Source organism: Paenibacillus sp. FSL R5-0908, from assembly GCF_038006245.1.
In the GTDB taxonomy this organism is placed as follows: domain Bacteria; phylum Bacillota; class Bacilli; order Paenibacillales; family Paenibacillaceae; genus Paenibacillus_AQ; species Paenibacillus_AQ odorifer.
Genome location: NZ_JBBOUV010000001.1, coordinates 2996074 through 3013093, shown reverse-complemented (window position 1 = coordinate 3013093; position 17020 = coordinate 2996074). Strand labels below are relative to the sequence as shown.

The following is a 17020-nucleotide window of genomic DNA, read 5'->3' as shown; positions in this document are numbered from 1 at the left end:
CCGAAAATCTCCATCGCTCATCGCTACTCCTTCAGCTCATAAGTACTTGCGAATCCTATTCATGAAAGGACAACACGTCATTCTCTATAAAAGCAGCTTTCTCTACAATTTTCCGCTTATAATTCCTTACTTTTGAATCATCTTTCTCTCCTTGAAGTGCAAAAAAACTGTCCCGTGTTTCATCAGAAATTCCCCAGAATTTTTGCATCACCAAGGAAGTATGCATGTAGCTTTCTTCACCATCTTTATAAATTCCAAAATCAAAAAGCTGTTCCTTCACCTGTTCATATAGCTGTGTGCCAACATAAGGAACATTGATATTTATCACATAATTATCAGCCTTTAAGGCTTTAAAAAAAGGTAACATCTCTATATAATCTTGGTCATTGAATCCAGGGCATCCCAGCAAAATATAGGCTGTCCGTTTGATTCCCGCCTCCGCTGCCATGCGGAAAGCTTCCTCGACTTCCGTCAATCTAATTCCTTTATTCACCACTTGCAGCATCCTTTGGTTGGCCATTTCCACACCAAATTTCAAATGCACGCACCCCGACTGCTTCATCTTATCAAGGATATTCTGTCTCACACAAATGTCCACGCGCGCCTCTGCCCACCAGTGAAACTCAGGGTACTCCTCTTTTAGTTCAATCAGCAATCTAAGCATTTCTGAAGTGCGTTTGCCTAAGCCCGGCAGAAAGATCATATCTGAGAAATAAAATCCAAATACATGCATACGTTCAATGCGGTAGCGGATTTCGCTAACAAAACGTTCGGGAGACATAAAGGAGACATTGCAGCCGCGCAGCGAGGGCTGATAACAGAATGTACAGCGTTTGGGGCACCCGCGCATAGACATAATGTAGTCCCAGTCTTCCGGCTTATTTTTCTGCGCTAAATATGAATCTGTCAGTATCGGAAGATCGTTTAATTGCTGGGCCCATTTAACAGGCAGCATTCCCCTTGCATTCTCCTCTACTACAGAAACCGCAAGGTCCTCACCTTCTCCAACAATGATCGTATCCAAATCAGCCATATCCTTCAGCTTAGCATGTTTAAGCAAATGTCCATAACCAATACAGGTAACCTTATCTCCCCATCTCTTCTTTATCTCTTTTGCAAGGTATGCACAGGACTGAGTACTTCCAAGCTCGACAGTAGGCATCAGAACATCGCCAACACCAATAAACACATAATCAGGCTGAAAGCGCTCTAGCTCATTTATTATCATATCAAAGCTTTCATGCCCCCGAGTACAGCGTTCCTGCATAAGCCAGCTGTTCATAGTCATACTGTACCGCTCTGTATAATCATGATCATCTGGAGCATTATCGCCATTAATTAACGTGACTGCATGACCCCTACGATGCAATATCTCCGCTATGTAATGCATAGCAGGACTGATCCTATTGTTTTTCGACTCAATAAGCCGGTAAAACGGGGGAATAACACAGGCTACTCTTTTACTCTGACGATCTGCCATTGATTTCGGCCTCCATTGTTAAATTTTAGTGAAACTGAGGTCTGAATCTGAGACGATGGAAGAACCGACTTTGGCAGCGGAACCGGGAAGTGTTCCAAATCTGGCACCCAAAAAACTGGCAGAGAATTGGGGCATCCAGCCATGCACATTAAAGCAGCCATTTCGGTCAAAACCGGCAATTAACATTCCCGAACGGTCGTATCTCCCTCTTGGAAGCCAAATCCAGTATTCCGAATCCGGGGTATTACCTGTCAAAAATCTCACTCTAGCCACGAAAAGAAGATACCTTTCCAAACTAAAGTTAAGATCCCCGCTGTCTTCCACCAAGTGTGCAACCTCTAGCCCTGTGTGTTTCATTAATGAAGGCGACAGCGCAGCCGATGTGCGAATCCAGCAATCTTCCTGCTCCGTTGCGGCTGTCACAAGTGGATCTTTTAAGGCCCAGCTTGAAATTCTTGTAAGCTCACCAATCTGTTCCCGTGTAATTCCCTTGGGAAAGCACAAAATAATTTCTCCATTTTCTCTCGATGAACGAATCTCTTCGCTTGTAAAAGGACAAGGCGATAGTTCGAATTTTCTGCCAATGATCTGATCTACCCCCATCCCACGATACCAGGATTCAAGCTCCAGACGCAGCATTTCGGGATCATCCAGTGAATGCTCAAGGTTTGCGGTAAACCGTTTGAGATCCGTCCGCTGAAGCACATTTGCGTTTAGCATATTATCTATAAGCTTTAACATTTGGTTCTTAGAGTTCTCCATTTCAATAAACCTCCTATACTTCTAAATCTTGTAGTATTCATTAATTTTTCTGCCTGCTGCAGTTAGCCAGCGATTGGACCGCAATGATGATATGTCTAATGTTTGTGCCGAATTCCCGGCTATTTCTTCACTGATTAGGAGTCCGGCGGCCGGGCTGTGCATAAAACCATGTCCGCTGAATCCTGACGCATGGTAAAACCCTTGGATTTTGTTATCAGCGCCCAGCACCGGATGGGAGTCCGGCGTGTCATCATAATACCCTCCCCAGCAGGATTTGATGGTTGCTTCCTGGAGACGAGGCAGCCGACGAAGAGCAGCTTCCAGATGTTTATATTCCCATTCCGGGTCCGAGTAGCTATAATCCGGATCTTCGCATCCCCCTGCAACAAAGGGCTTATTTAAGCCCGTTAACAGACCGCCTGTCTCCTTATGTAAGCCCAGACCTTCCCCGGGGAACACAATAACGGGAAAATCGGCGGGCAGCCATGGGAGCACATCTGTAACCAACAACTGCTGATGGCAGGGGATTACCGGCAACTCAATTCCGGCTTTAGCAGCCACAAATTTGGACCAGGGGCCAGTAGCATTTACAACAACTCGCGAAGTTATCGCTCCTTCTGACGTTACCACTTGCTGTATCGCGGAACCGTCAGTAATAAAGTCCGTTACAGCGACTCCAGGATAATATTTGACACCCAGCTCTCTGGAGAGCCGAATATACGTGCTTGTAATCTTATTGGGATCGATCAATCCATCCTGCTTATTGTAAGTTGCACCGGTTACATCCTCTAGAACCAGCATCGGCAGCTTCTTTTGAATCTGCTTAGGCTCCATCCATTCCGTTTGCACACCCAACCTTTGCTGCAAAAGCATCGCATCATAAAACTCAGAAAGATTATCTTGTGCCGTGAAAATAAACATATATCCGCACTGGTCCATTTCATCCTGAACAAGGTTATACGAATCAAGCTGCTCCAGCAATCGAAAACTTAACTTGGACAATTCAATATTTATCTCCGTTGTAAACTGACTTCGCATCCCGCCTGCGCAGATAGATGTGGTTGCTCCGCCTAAACTTTCGCTTTTCTCAAGCACTACCACATCGGTTATTCCTTTTTTGGCTAAATAGTAGGCTGTACACGCCCCGACTGCCCCAGATCCAATAATAACAACTTCACATTTATCGGGTATCACCGAGAATTCTCCTTTTCTTCTATTTTGCTGATTACAGTACTAAACTCTTTCAAAAGCGCTGACAGAAGCGCGCGCTCTTGCACATCGATACTCTCCACTGTGCGTGCAGCGATCCGCAACAGGTTAAGGTCAGGCTCAAGATGATATTTCACCAAAATGTTTCTGAGAATAAGAGTGGTTTCGTATATATCCTCATAGCCTTTCATAATGAAATCAGAAAGGTTATATCCACATTGAGATAAATATCCAAGCCTGTTAACCATGCATTTTTTGTGCTCCCAGAGTAAATGAAACGGACGAACACAATAGAAAATTTCGTTACGCGCCAACCTATCTAAATAGTCTAGCAGCGCTCCATACACCTTCATTCCCCAACACGAACCTCCATCTGTTCCCGGGCAGGTTACCATGGTTTCTGGCTGGCGTGAATAGTAATAATCCGCTAGGCTTGCGATCAGTGTAGTTGGCTCAAAATGCATCTTATCAGCTTCATTTAGCCGGACAGAGCGAATCGAACGCCGTTCGAATGCATGAGCGCGCAGCGATGATATGATCTGATCGGCGGGAAGCTCATGAAACTCGAAGATTTTATCGTAATCCGAGCCAGCAATACTAAATGTATGACTAAGATCATCATAGCCGTAAATCATAAAATTCCTTTCGAAATGAACCTTATTAAAATAGTGCTTACCTTCTATATAAAATTCATCCAAGCTTACTTCGACATACTCCTTCTCGGCCAGACAATCCAAGATCTGTTTTACAGCAACACGTTCAGGACCAAGCCTGATCTCTTTCAAATTCAGATAGGGGAAATGCCCCAAAGATTGCTCGGGTGACAGAAATTCAAGATCCATCACATCCATATTCGCTCCAAGATATAAATGAATATAGTGGTTATGCAGCCAATCCATCTTTCTAGAGCAGACTTCCACTACACTGAGCAGATGAGAGCTGTTCATGCTGCTGTTCACCATAGGGTACTTGATCGGCAGGTTAGGCATCTGTGGCACATCCTTCACCATTTTTACTCCAGAGATATGCCGTTAAATCTCCAACCGTAGGAAAATGTCCTGCTACCAAAAGGTAAGGATCAAAGTCCAATTGCAACGCCCGCTCAACTTCAACAATAAATTTGATGTAAGTAAGCGAATCCATTTCCAGATCTGTGAACACACTTTCGGGCTCCAAGGAAATATCACACTTTACAAATAGGCGCAGCAATACCTCCACCCGCTGTTGTATTTGGTCCATCATATCCTCCCCGTCCATCATTTATCTCTGGCCTAATGTTCCTTCGCCTACTTGCAAAATTTCTTCCAACGACATTCCTAATTGAGATAACACTGATTTCGTCAGCTGTCCCTGGGCTGCAGCAGAGGACGGTTCAGCAAGCATGTCCGCCATTCTTGCAATCGTAAATTCGCCTAGGTACAACTCGATAATGGTTATGTTTGTATTGAATCTTTTGTTGACAATACTAACTAGCTTTAGAGCTAATAACGAATGGCCGCCCAGATCAAAAAAATTCTCGGCAATGCCGATCGCACGGCCCTCCAAACTCAACAACTCTTGCCAGATAGATTCTATCTCTTCCTGAAACTCATTTTTAGGAAGTAGAGCGCTGCTCGCTTCTTTAAATCTCACATCAGGCAGCGGAAGCGCCTGGCGATCAACCTTACCATTTCGATTTAACGGAAATCTCTCAAGTCTCATAAAGATGCCAGGAATCATATAGGCCGGCAAATAAGCTCTCGCATAGTTTCGCAGCTCCGCAGCGGCAATCTCTTTATCGCTCACATAATAGGCAATCATAAGCTGCCCCCCGTTATTCTGCTTGAGCGGATGGACAAGAATCTCTTTGATCCGGTTGTAACGGCGAAATACGGCCTCGATTTCACCCAGCTCTATCCGCGCACCGTTGAGCTTGATTTGTTGATCTGTTCTTCCCCCATAAATAATCGTGCCGTCTTCGAGGAATTTGCCCATGTCTCCTGTGCGGTACAGATGTTCAGCAGCAGGATGTCTGGAGTAAGGATCGGGTACAAAACTGCGGTTGGTCAGCTCTTCATTTCCGATGTATCCTAGGCCCACTCCTATTCCACCAATGCATATTTCTCCGTAAACCCCAACGGGAACCGGCAGAAGATACTTATCCAGAATGTAAATTCGGAGATTGGAAATCGGTTTGCCGATCGGAACACTTGAATGGCCTCGGCTCTCCGCACAGTCCCAGCAGGTTACATCAATGGCCGCCTCAGCGGGCCCGTACAAGTTGAACAAATGCGCAGCGGATTTTGAGAAAAAAGAATTACGTAACGTGGTACTCAGCTCTTCTCCACTGCAAATGACATTTTTAAGTGAAATACAGCTTTCTATTGGAAAGGAGTCCATAAACTGCTGCAGTAACGCCGGAACAAAATGAATCGTCGTAATATGCCTCTCGACAATCACATTCCCAATATATTCAGGATCATGCGGTTTATCCGGTCGGGCCAATACCAATTCCGCTCCATGCAGTAATGGCCACAGTAGCTCCCATACTGCCACATCAAAAGTGAGCGGTGTCTTCTGCAGCACTTTATCGGTCTCATCCAAACCAAACTGCTGCTGCATCCAAAGAAGCCGGTTGTATAATCCCTCATAGCTGTTCATCGCGCCCTTCGGGGTTCCGGTTGAACCGGAAGTATAGATAACATAGGCTAAATCACTGGGTTCAGCCGGCTCATTGTGCACAATTTCACACCTTAAGTCAGCTGAATAAGAGCTAATCCCGACGAGGACCACCTTATGCATCGGTTTAAACAGAGCCGCATATTGTTCCTGGGTGATGATCAGTACACACGACGACTCACAAATCATATGGGCCAGACGTTTGGAGGGCAGCTGTGGATCAAGCGGCATAAATGCCCCGCCGCATTTAATTACCGCCAGAATTGAGGTGACTAGCTCAACAGATCTCTCCAAGCCCAACCCAACAAGGCTGCCACGCCCAATCCCCAATTGCATCAGCCTCGAAGCAAGCATATCTGAGGCCAGATCAAGCTCCTCATAACTCATGTTGTCTTCTCCGCTCAAAAATACAGCCCGCAGATGACTATGCTTCGCAGCTTGTTTTTTGATCTGGCTTATGAACCTTCGGCTGTCCAGACAGCCGAAATCCATACAAGTATCATTCCATTCGTAGATCACTTTATTGATTTCTTCCGCGGTCAAAAACATGTGGCTGCTAACCGTAGCCTCCGGTCGCTGCAGCAGCTGCTGGAGAATGTTAATGTAGTGGTAATGGAATTGCCTCAATGAGGCCGCGTACCATTTATCATTGTTGTATTCGTAAAATAATTGCACTCCGCTTCCGGTATCATTAAGCCCAATCGTCAGGTCAAAGGCCGAAGAGCTTTTATCTGCCTTTAACGCTTCAACAGTTAGGTTGGATAACTCCAAATCCGTTTTGCCGCTCTGCACATAAGTAAACATCGTTTGAAACAGCGGATTTTCCCCTGGCCTGCGATCTGGATGCATAATACTGACGAGCTTGTCGAAAGAGACTTGTTGATAGGCAATGCCCTCATTAATTGTTTCTTTCTCTTTATTTAATACTTCAAAGAAGCTGTCTTCAGTCTGCACATTGGTGGTGAGTGGCAAAGTATTGGCAAAAAAACCGAAAAGATTCCTTACTTCAATGCGGTTACGGTTAGCCATGGTTGAGCCGATAATCAGGTTAGACTGGCCGGTATATCTAAACATCAGGACCCGGTAGGCTGCGAGCATAACGTTATAGACCGTGAATTCGGGGTGACGTTTTATAAAATCCAGCATTTCATTATAGGCATCCTGCGACAACTCTCCCCCATAATTGCACTCCGAATCGGTTGGCCCAGCAGCTTCAGTCATTGCCGCAAGGTTTAAATCAAGCCGTGTATCTGCCGAAGCTAACTTGTTGCTCCAATAATCCATTAGTGTTGGATTGCCGGCATTTGCAATATATTTTTGTTCCCAGACCGCATAAGCAGAATACTGTACCGGCAATTCAGGCAAGCGTGCCACCCTGCCTTCTTCCAAAGCGTTGTAGATCTCACTGAATTCATTTGTAAAAATATCCAGAGACAACGCATCTGAAATGCTGTGATGGAAACGAAATATCAGTAAATGCTCGGTTGGGCTCATCTGTACCAGTACCGTCTCAAATAAAGAGCCTCCATTTAATTCGAACGGTTTATTAATCTCCATTGCCAACCAATCCAGCGCCTGTTTCTCCATCTCTGACTCAAGACAATCCAGCCGCTCAATCCTGACCACTGCGGGCTGTGGAACCGTCTTTTGGTAAGGCTCCCCGTCTTTTTCGTAAAATACAGTGTCTAAAATTCGATGCCTTTCCTTCAAGATACCCAGACATTCAGTCAAGTGTTTATAATTCAGACAACCCTTCAAGCGGTATTGTATCGTCATATTGTAAGCGGAGCTGGCAGGGTTCAATTGATGCAAAAACCATAATCTGCGCTGAGCGCCGCTCAGCGGAATATCGGTTAAATCGGAATCAGCACGGATAGGAGGGAGACTTCTATGCATTCGCTCGGCCTGCAGCAGCGCTTCCCAATTTGATAAACCTCGAGTCATACTTCATCCTCCCGATTCTTGGAATTAAAAATCATGCATCAGGAAATTGCCTTATCATTGAGCAACACTTTAAGACAGTTAATAATCGTCAAGGGAGACTCAAAGGTCTCTGGAGTGAGACAGTTGTCTGGAATCTGAACCCGGAAGACCTCCTCCAAATCGTACAGAAGATATAAAGCCCGGAACGAATTAACTCCCCATTCGGTTAAAGTTCTGTTCAAATCAGCAGCCTGTAGCGTCTCTTTCTGCTCTACTGAGGGTAAGGCTCCATTTTTGCGGATTAGTTCCATCACTGTCGCTTGGATATATTCCTCATCTCTGTTCATAACGGTCAAATCCCCTCGTTTCCCGTATTATTTTTCAATTAAGAAATTGCCGACCGCCAGCGCATCCATAGCGGAGGTATAGAAGGTTTTAATGGCGTCGTATGGAGTCTCACACACCGGTTCTCCTCGTGTGTTAAGCGATGTGTTCATTATCAGCGGAATGCCAGACAACTTATAATGCTCGGCAATAAGCTGATGCCAGACCGGATTCACCTCGCTTCGGACCGTTTGCGGTCTGGTAGATCCATCTACATGCACGATGGCAGGAACAGCCTGCCTTCTCTCTTCTTTGACTGTGTAGGCTTTCAGCATATACGGCGAATACTGCGCCTCCTCCACCAACCAATCCGCATGTTCATCCATAATACTTGGCGCCAGCGGTCTCCAGGATTCTCTGAATTTGATTTTTTGATTGACTTTTACATATGAATCATAACTTGCAGGACTGGCTGTTATGGAACGATTGCCCAATGCCCTTGGCCCCATCTCGGCTGCGCCTTGGAACCAGCCAATGACTTTACCTCTATCAATCAGTTCTGCCGTCTGCCGGCAAATATCGGATGAATAGTTATACTTCAAACCAAGCTTGTTTAATACCTCCGATATATGGTTGTCATCATAGGAAATTCCCCAGTAAGGAGTCTTCAGTCTGCCCTTTACAGGGAGAACGGAACGTTCTTTAGAGGCAATCATGGCAGCTCCGATACAGCCCCCAGCATCATTGGTTGCCGGTAATACGAAGATTTCATCAAAAATTCCGAGGCGTTCCAGCCTTCCATTCGTCGTACAATTGAGAGCAACACCTCCGCCTAGCACCAAATTTTTACTGTTGCCTTGCCGGATGGTCTGCCGGCAAAGATGCACAATAGTGTCTTCCAGCGCCTGCTGCGCCGATGCGGCAATATCTTTGTGCTTCTTGCTGTATTCCACCGTATAATTGAGCCCGCCATACAGTGTATTATTGCTATAGATACGCTTTGGAGGATCACCGAATTTACGGTACATTTCCTTCATCCATATTCGGGTCAGCTTGTTATACTTATCCTCCAAACCAAGCGAACTATCAGGTTCTCCGATAGGAATCTCGTACCCGTCTTCCGTCAACCGTACAGAAAAGTCATAGACTGACTCTCCATAAGAGGCTAATCCCATCAGCTTTCCTTCTCCTGATGTTCCAAGCTGTAAATAATCACTGACGATGGAATAAAAAAATCCAAGCGATTGTGAAATCCCGTATTCTTGCTTGATCTCTATGTGCTCATTCTCCCCATAGGCTACTGTGGTTGAAATATCGTCACCTTGTCCGTCCATGACCAAAATCACCGCATCATCGAACCCGGATAAATAGTAGGCACTTGCCGCATGGCATAAATGGTGGCTGACCGAAATGATAGTGGGCATTTTTTTGCCTGATAATACCGGATGCTTCTTGAATTTCTCCAATATCCCCAATTCTTCCGCCTTTTGCGGGTCCCATGATAAAGCAATCAGATCGATATCTTCAAAAGCAACACCCGCTTGGGACAGACAATTGAGGAGCGACAAAACCGGGGGCTCTCCGTAAGCATGTTTTTTTCGGCAGAAACGCTCCTCCTCAGCATAGGCCACCAAAACGCCATCATGAACCAAACATGCCGCTGAATCATGTCCTAGCCCACCGCTTAAACCAAGAATTAACACGTATACTCCCCCTCTAAGTTTTGTTGATATTGATTGAGAAGCTGATTTACAATTCGACCTGTTTTGGAATTCCTGATTTCCGCGATGTTCTCTGGTGTACTTTCACCCAAGACTTGTCCCCCCTCCAGGCCTCCCTCCGGCCCCATGTCAATAATCCAGTCCGCCATGACTAAGACATCGGTATTATGTTCTATCACAACGACAGAATTACCCGAGTCGACCAACTGCCCAAGCATATCAATCAGCTTAATCACATCATGCGGATGCAGGCCTGTTGTTGGTTCATCAAGCAAGTACAAGGTGTGGTGTCTACTGCTTTTTGAGAGCTCTCTGGCCAACTTTACCCGTTGTGCCTCCCCGCCGGACAAAGTGGTTGCCGGCTGGCCCAGAATTAAATAATCCAGTCCAATACGGCACATCACATCCAGCTTGTTATATACGGATGGTTCATCCGCGAACAGTTCCATCCCTTCTTTTACAGAGCAAGCCAATACATCTGAAATGCTATGGTTTTTATACTTTACATCCAGAATCTCCGGCTTAAATCGTTTGGTCCGGCATACAGGACATGGGGTCTCAACCGACGGTAGGAATTGCAAATTCACTTGCACAAGCCCTGCTCCCTGACAGCGTTCGCATCGGCCGCCGGGGACGTTGCAAGAAAAGTGTTTGGCCTGGAGATTACGCATTTTCGCTTCAGGCAGCGCAGCAAAAATATTCCTTATCGCCGTGTACACATCTGTGTAAGTTGCCGCGTTTGATCTTGCAGTCTGACCGATAGGGGATTGATCAAAGCTAATGACCTTATGCACATTCTCCCAGCCCTTAACAACTGCATAGGCATCAGTCTCGGTGCTTTGGGTAAAATGAAGCTGTGCGGATCGAGCCAGGACGTCGAACATAAGAGTCGATTTCCCCGACCCTGATACCCCGGTCAGCACAACGAGCTTGCCCAACGGGATATTAACACTTACATCCTTAAGGTTATGGCGATTGGCGTTTGTAATCTCAATGCATTTCCCGTTCCCTCTGCGGCGCTGTCTAGGAAGAACCACCGTATCTTTACCAGCGAAATACTGCCCGGTCCATGATCTGCTGCACTGAATCAGCTGCTGCACGGAGCCAGCCGCAACCACTTCTCCCCCTTGCTTGCCCGCACCCGGTCCGATATCAATAAGGTAATCGGCCGCCCGCATAACATCCGGGTCATGCTCGATAACTAGAACCGTATTTCCAAGATCACGCAACTGCCGGAGCACCCGGAGCAGGCCTTCGGTATCTATCGGGTGAAGGCCAATTGTCGGTTCATCGAGAATATACAACACTCCTGTTAAGCTAGCTCCGATTAATGAGACGAGCTTAAGCCTCTGCATTTCTCCCAGAGATAAAGAAACGGTGGAGCGGTCCAAGCTTAAGTAGCCGACACCCACTTCAATCAAGCGGGCCAGCTTTTTTTCCATTTCGGAAACGATGTTCATAAGCGGATCCTGACTTCCCCCTAGCTGTTGAGCGGACACTTTACGCAACCAGCCAAGCAAATGGAAGAGCGGCATTGCAGATGCTTCGGTGATACTTTTCCCGGCTAGCGTAACCGCTCGACTGTCTGCGTTCAGCTTCGTACCGTGACAATCCGAACACTCTTGCAGATGAAAGAATTTTTCAATCTTCTCTCGATAGTCCGATTCGTGTCCACGTTCCTTGTATCTGCGTTCCAGGTTGGTCAGAATCCCCTCGAATCTTCCCTCTGCAGCATAAGTTGGAGGGGTCTTCCCAGGAAAATGCCTGATAAATCGCTGGCTGTATACACCGAAATACAGCAGATCCCGTTCGACCGTGCCCAAATCTCTCAAGGGTTTATCAGGATCAAACACAAATCCGTAATAGTTACCGGCTGCAACCAAATTATCGGCCATTAACTGTGCTCCATGAGGATTGCTCCCCTTAAGTGCACACTGCTTCAAGCTGAGGCTGTCATCGAAAATTTCTTGTAAATTCGGTTTTCGTTCAACCCCCAAGCCCATACAAACCGGACATGCGCCTTCAGGTTTATTGAAAGAGAAATGGGACATGGTCAATGCTCTAAGCTCATGGCTGCACTCTGGGCACACGGCTTTGCCCTCATCGGAATAGGACATAGGAAGATCTTGAATCTCTGTTTCGATCGACTCATAGTTTTCCTGCCAGATGTCAGCACTACTTGAACCCTTGACTTGGCTTCCGCAATTAGGACAAGCTCTTTCTCCGCTTTTGGTAAACAATATACGAAGCAAGGTGTACAAATCCGTTGTAGTTCCAACGGTTGACCGGGGATTTCGGTTAGTGTGGCGCTGGTCAATACAGATGGAAGGCGACAACCCTTCAATAGAATCAACCTTAGGTTTGTGGATAAAATCACTTATCATACCGAGCGAATCCATGTATTGCCTCTGACATTCCTGCTGCAAGGTATTCATGGCAAGCGTTGATTTGCCGGAACCAGACAATCCAGTTAACACCACTAGTTTGTTTCGGGGGATAGACAGAGATATATTTTTCAGATTGTTTTCTCTCGCACCTTGAATTTTAATCCAGTCATTCAATGTGATCGGCTCCTTCATGAGACATCGTCATATGCTGCCGTATGAATGTTATCCATTCGGTCTTCGCTTCAAAAATGTTCATCAGTTCACTGAAGCATGATTCATGATTAAAAGCTACTAACAGATTTCCTTGCATCTTTGATGCTGGTTTTCGTTTTTTGCCGCTCCATATTTCTCCTTCAAAAAAACAATAGCTATCTTCATCCGTTATACAAACCCCGCCTTGAGACTGGTGGCTTTGATTTAACCAGACATACACCAACACTGTAAGGGAAGCCGGATCGGCGGTACCGTGACGTATTACTTGGTCCGCAGTCATCAGTCGGTCGTGTTCCCGAAATATGGATTTCTTCTTCAATAAATCCACATACTCAAAAAAATGCTGTTTCGTATTATAATCGCTCAGGAACTGACGAATAAGCGGACTATTCATAGATGCGAGAACATAAGCCTGCGGTTTTGTTACTAATAGTGTCTGATAAGCATATTTGGCGTACGTATATACAGAATCCGGCAGATTGCAGCTGTATCTCAGCATCGTTTGGCGCAGCAATTGATGAAGTTGCAGCGGGTCAGCGCATTCTTTTAAACTGGGCATTGGGCATTCATCCATATAGCTAATTCCCGTTGTTAGCGGACGCGAGAATTTAAACACAATGCCATCCTTGAACCAGTTATTTAATCGCTCCACCGTCCGGCCTGATAAATTCGAACTTCCGGCAGCAGACCAATACTCCCTCTCATTGAACAGCTTGCTGATTTCGGTCTGATAATAGTAAGTACCTGCTTTTAATTTAACAATCCGGTCTGTGAAAAACAGATATGCCTCTCCAGTGATGGAGACGAGCAAACAATCGTAATTAACTAAACGGAGCTGGACGATATCCGAAGCCGCCAAGCCGCATAATCGGAGCACCGCAAAATAAAATGACATAAGCGGCGTACAATTAGCGGTTAATGGAAAGTGATCTTCAGCCAAGGTCAACAATTCATCATAACTAAACGTTGGAGCAGTAAATTTGCTTGACCAGCTGCTGTTACGATCAGGCCGCTCAATCTGGAAATTGATATTTTCACTTGCAAAATGATATAAGGACTCCAACGTCCCTAGAGTGGTTGGCTGAAACAGCAATGCTGCCAGATCAGCTACGCGTAAAGACAGCATATTGGATAGAATGGCCGCACATTCCAATTCAGAGTGCACTTCCCGGGAACGTATATTTCGTGGAATTGCCCGAGCGTACAAATTCGCCGGCAGAGGATCGCTGCTGTTTCTAACAATCTCCAACTCCGCTTTATTGGTCCACCAGAAGAGATCAGTCATGGAATAAGTATCGTAATGAATTAGATCGGCTTCGGCCGAACCAAACGGTAGCCAGCTTTTCTCGATCGTTACAACCTTCCATTCTTTTTTGTCTTCAACATAGCGCATAGTATAAATATGCTCATCCTTTAGCTGGTCAAACTGTTCATAAGTAAAGGTCAAAGTACAGGCTGCAACAATTTCAGCAAGACTTATTCTGACATTTCGTACGTTAAATTCTACGCAAGTCGGAACTGTTTTTTGTAAATACCCATGGAACCATGCCCGCTGTGATTCAGCTTCCATTTCATCTTCGAAATACTGGGTCTCCAGCCAAAGTTCAATATCTCCTGTTGTTAAAGCACGATGAAGACAGTCGAGCAATGTAACGGAAATGGCGGATGTATCCAATGTCTTTTCCACACTCTTCACCTCACCTTGCTGACATTTCGGATCGCAGCATATTCTCCAGATACAGTTCGAATTTTTCAGGCTGGGCCTCCGTTATAAATTCCTGCGCGGCAGCTTTAGAGGCTGCAGAAATGGATTCGTAGAGTGTCCTGTCCGTCAGCAGCCGTTGCAAAGTCTCTACCCATATGGCAGTATCCTGTTCGGGAATAACCGGCATTGTATGTCCTGTTGCTTCATCCTTGTAAGTTTCCGTAATCGGCGTCACCGGAAGATTATAGTCAACCTTGCATTTCGATTGCATGAGGCCGCCTTGGTCGCTTGCAATAACAGGAATACCTCTTAGCATCGCTTCAATTACTGTCTGCCCAAAAGCTTCAGCGCAGATGGAAGGATGAAGCCACACTCGTACCTGTTCAAAAATCAAATTCATCTCGCGCTCCGGTTCAAGCAGTGTCACATTAGGCAGAGCACGTAAAGCGGATTGTTCCTCCTGCTTCAAATCGCCCCATGTAATTACCGCAGCAAAAGGATAGTCCGGAAAAGCTTGAGCCAGCTTCAGAAAAATGGATAAACCCTTAATCTCTGTAGGGTTGCATATCGCGATGTATCCTCTGTTGAAATTATGAAAGGTTGGAAAAATACCCTCCCCATAAATTGGGAAACGTAGCGAAACAGCATTGGTATAACCACCCCATTCGGTGATAGTATGAGCTACGAAATCACTGTCACCAATAAAGCCGGAGACCTGGGCAAGCTCCTGTCGGAGCAGCGGATTTTCGATCCAGCTATGCGGCCCAAAAGGGAGAGTGATCACATCATGACAAATCACAACCAATTTTGTTGCGCCTCCAGCCACGAGCTTTATTCCCGCAGCAACCATGGTGTGGTAAGCCATATTCACAAGAACCACGTCCGGCTTGCCTCTTTTCATCAAATCCCCTGCTGTTCTGTATAACAGCATAACACTCGTGGTGAAATGGCATTCTACACCATTTACTGTACCCTGAAGACTATGCGTGGAACGAATAATATCGTTTACCCCATGCTCCTGCAGCTGTTCCTCCACCTGTAACAGAGAATCTTCCTGGTCTACCAGATGGACTACTCTACATTGATGTCCCCTGGCAGCCAGGGACTCGAATACTGCACGGTTAGCCTTGACGGCCCCTTGATAATAGGCAAAATAAGCACCTTCAGAAAGAAACAAAAGATTCATCGTCAGCTGCTCACCCTTTCCGACTGTCCTCAATATATGCCGTCAATTTTCCGGTATCATTTAATAGTTCCAGTGCCAGGTCATCATCTTCAATGACGATTCCAAGCTGCTGTTCAATCTTAACGATAATCTGCAAAGCAATCAGTGAATCCATATGGAACGCTTCAAGTAAATCCGCTTGCGCATCCAGTTCCTCCATTGTAACCTCCTTGCTCAAGACCTCTGAAAAAATAGCGGCCAGCTTACCCAGAATCTCCTTGTTCTGCATGCTTATATCTCCTCTCAGAAAACCTTTGGTTGCCGCTCTGCCGTATCTTGTACCAGCTGCTGCAGCATGTTCAAGCTCTTGGTCCGGGCGGAAGGATCAGGAAACGAAAGGGCTTCAACGGCAAATTGATCGCAATACCCGCATACCGCACAATCCAGCGAACGGCAATCGACTTCTTTGAAAAAATCAATAAAACCTTGCAGCTTAGAATTGTCAAGATAAACATCCAATAAGGTCAGGGCACGGATGCTCTGGCGGCTCTGCTGCGTTTGCCGGGAAAAAACCGCCTTTTCTCGTGTAACCGCACCGGCGGCTCTGCGATGGTTGGTGTGAACGATGTTCAAAATATCAGCCAAGTTCCCCGGATACTGCCTATCATGATAGGCTTTTGCCGCCTGCAACAGCCAGGCAGTAGATTTTGACCGGTCCGTCAGCTTAAAACGGTGTATGCCTATCTGCTCATATTCCGCCAAATCCTCCGGCCTGATCCAGCGCGCCTTCATGATATTCCCTGGATCATTAAATTTCTCGTAAGTGCATTTGACGGAGCAATAATCCATAAAGCTTTGGTTATCCGTTCCACGGTTGGATGAGCCATGGCTCATTACATTGTCATGATAGACCTGCATTGGACATTCATAGAGACAGGTCTGATTGACAATGACCTGGATTTCACATTCAACGCTGTTCTGTATACGTTCAAGCAGCCTGAAATCTCTGGCTATATTTTCTCTCACTGTGATCTCTTTGACGCCCATTGAATCAAAGTATTTTGCCCGTTCCACACTTTCGACCACCGCAAAGGAGGACAAGCTCACTTTGATCTCAGGATGTCTTCTCCTGCAAATGTCCACAAGCAGCTGATTGGCTAAGGTGATCCAGTCCACACCTATTTCAGCGGCCCAATCCATTTGATCTACAATTTGTCGGTAGCCTTCATCCTCATATTCCCTGTTGCCGAGACAGGAACTGTTCATCAAATAGTTAAACTCTTTGTTGTACATATGGGCACGCTTAACCGCTTGTTCAATATCGCTCCGCGTACTTATCGGCATTGCCGCAGCCGATCTTCCGCTTCCACAGCCCTCCTGAGAAGAACCACCGAAGAAGCAGCTGATATATTCGTATCCGCCCAGCTCGTCAATAAGCTGGATATCGCCGTTATATGGAACAGATATCTTCAT

At 46.0% G+C, this 17020-nt stretch carries 13 protein-coding genes; all 13 read right to left on the bottom strand.

What is annotated here, in order from left to right:
- Nucleotides 1-55: 55 nt before the first annotated feature.
- The 13 genes from MKZ09_RS13310 to MKZ09_RS13250 are packed head-to-tail and all read right to left on the bottom strand — an operon-like array spanning nt 56 to nt 17020.
- Nucleotides 56-1480 (bottom strand): B12-binding domain-containing radical SAM protein, encoded by a 1425-nt coding sequence (locus tag MKZ09_RS13310; protein WP_076202396.1) that lies wholly within the window; start codon nt 1478-1480, stop codon nt 56-58.
- 18 nt (nt 1481-1498) lie between these two features.
- Nucleotides 1499-2242, bottom strand: coding sequence for a hypothetical protein (locus MKZ09_RS13305; RefSeq protein WP_076202393.1), 744 nt, complete (start codon nt 2240-2242; stop codon nt 1499-1501).
- A 21-nt stretch (nt 2243-2263) separates the two neighbouring features.
- Nucleotides 2264-3436, bottom strand: coding sequence for an NAD(P)/FAD-dependent oxidoreductase (locus MKZ09_RS13300; RefSeq protein WP_036685941.1), 1173 nt, complete (start codon nt 3434-3436; stop codon nt 2264-2266).
- Nucleotides 3433-4440: a hypothetical protein gene (locus MKZ09_RS13295; RefSeq protein WP_076105500.1), complete on the bottom strand. Its 1008-nt coding sequence runs from the start codon at nt 4438-4440 to the stop codon at nt 3433-3435. Before MKZ09_RS13295 ends, MKZ09_RS13300 begins: the two co-directional genes overlap by 4 nt.
- Entirely contained in the window at nt 4433-4693 is a 261-nt protein-coding gene (locus tag MKZ09_RS13290; RefSeq protein ID WP_162164283.1) for an acyl carrier protein, read from the bottom strand. Before MKZ09_RS13290 ends, MKZ09_RS13295 begins: the two co-directional genes overlap by 8 nt.
- Before the next feature lie 18 nt (nt 4694-4711).
- Nucleotides 4712-8053: a non-ribosomal peptide synthetase gene (locus MKZ09_RS13285; protein WP_076202390.1), complete on the bottom strand. Its 3342-nt coding sequence runs from the start codon at nt 8051-8053 to the stop codon at nt 4712-4714.
- Between the two features lie 38 nt (nt 8054-8091).
- On the bottom strand, nt 8092-8379 hold the full coding sequence (locus MKZ09_RS13280; RefSeq protein ID WP_036685933.1) for a hypothetical protein: 288 nt from the start codon (nt 8377-8379) through the stop codon (nt 8092-8094).
- Nucleotides 8380-8406: 27 nt separating this feature from the next.
- On the bottom strand, nt 8407-10059 hold the full coding sequence (locus MKZ09_RS13275; RefSeq protein ID WP_076202387.1) for a carbamoyltransferase family protein: 1653 nt from the start codon (nt 10057-10059) through the stop codon (nt 8407-8409).
- Entirely contained in the window at nt 10053-12638 is a 2586-nt protein-coding gene (gene uvrA, locus MKZ09_RS13270) for an excinuclease ABC subunit UvrA (protein ID WP_076202384.1), read from the bottom strand. The genes MKZ09_RS13275 and uvrA overlap by 7 nt, the downstream gene beginning before the upstream one ends.
- Nucleotides 12631-14364, bottom strand: a complete 1734-nt coding sequence (locus MKZ09_RS13265; RefSeq protein ID WP_076202381.1) for a hypothetical protein — start codon at nt 14362-14364, stop codon at nt 12631-12633. The genes uvrA and MKZ09_RS13265 overlap by 8 nt, the downstream gene beginning before the upstream one ends.
- Before the next feature lie 10 nt (nt 14365-14374).
- Nucleotides 14375-15568, bottom strand: coding sequence for a glycosyltransferase (locus tag MKZ09_RS13260; protein ID WP_076202378.1), 1194 nt, complete (start codon nt 15566-15568; stop codon nt 14375-14377).
- A gap of 10 nt (nt 15569-15578) precedes the next feature.
- Complete coding sequence (locus MKZ09_RS13255; RefSeq protein WP_076202375.1) at nt 15579-15836, bottom strand: acyl carrier protein; 258 nt, start codon at nt 15834-15836, stop codon at nt 15579-15581.
- A gap of 14 nt (nt 15837-15850) precedes the next feature.
- Nucleotides 15851-17020, bottom strand: a complete 1170-nt coding sequence (locus MKZ09_RS13250; RefSeq protein ID WP_076202372.1) for a peptidase U32 family protein — start codon at nt 17018-17020, stop codon at nt 15851-15853.

Bases quoted from the DNA above. Each gene is read 5' to 3' on its own strand.
- MKZ09_RS13310 (WP_076202396.1), bottom strand. From the start codon at position 1,480: ATGGCAGATCGTCAGAGTAAAAGAGTAGCCTGTGTTATTCCCCCGTTT.
- MKZ09_RS13250 (WP_076202372.1), bottom strand. From the start codon at position 17,020: ATGAAGATATCTGTTCCATATAACGGCGATATCCAGCTTATTGACGAG.
- MKZ09_RS13295 (WP_076105500.1), bottom strand. From the start codon at position 4,440: ATGCCTAACCTGCCGATCAAGTACCCTATGGTGAACAGCAGCATGAAC.
- MKZ09_RS13260 (WP_076202378.1), bottom strand. From the start codon at position 15,568: ATGAATCTTTTGTTTCTTTCTGAAGGTGCTTATTTTGCCTATTATCAA.
- MKZ09_RS13255 (WP_076202375.1), bottom strand. From the start codon at position 15,836: ATGCAGAACAAGGAGATTCTGGGTAAGCTGGCCGCTATTTTTTCAGAG.
- MKZ09_RS13305 (WP_076202393.1), bottom strand. From the start codon at position 2,242: ATGGAGAACTCTAAGAACCAAATGTTAAAGCTTATAGATAATATGCTA.
- MKZ09_RS13280 (WP_036685933.1), bottom strand. From the start codon at position 8,379: ATGAACAGAGATGAGGAATATATCCAAGCGACAGTGATGGAACTAATC.
- MKZ09_RS13285 (WP_076202390.1), bottom strand. From the start codon at position 8,053: ATGACTCGAGGTTTATCAAATTGGGAAGCGCTGCTGCAGGCCGAGCGA.
- MKZ09_RS13290 (WP_162164283.1), bottom strand. From the start codon at position 4,693: ATGATGGACCAAATACAACAGCGGGTGGAGGTATTGCTGCGCCTATTT.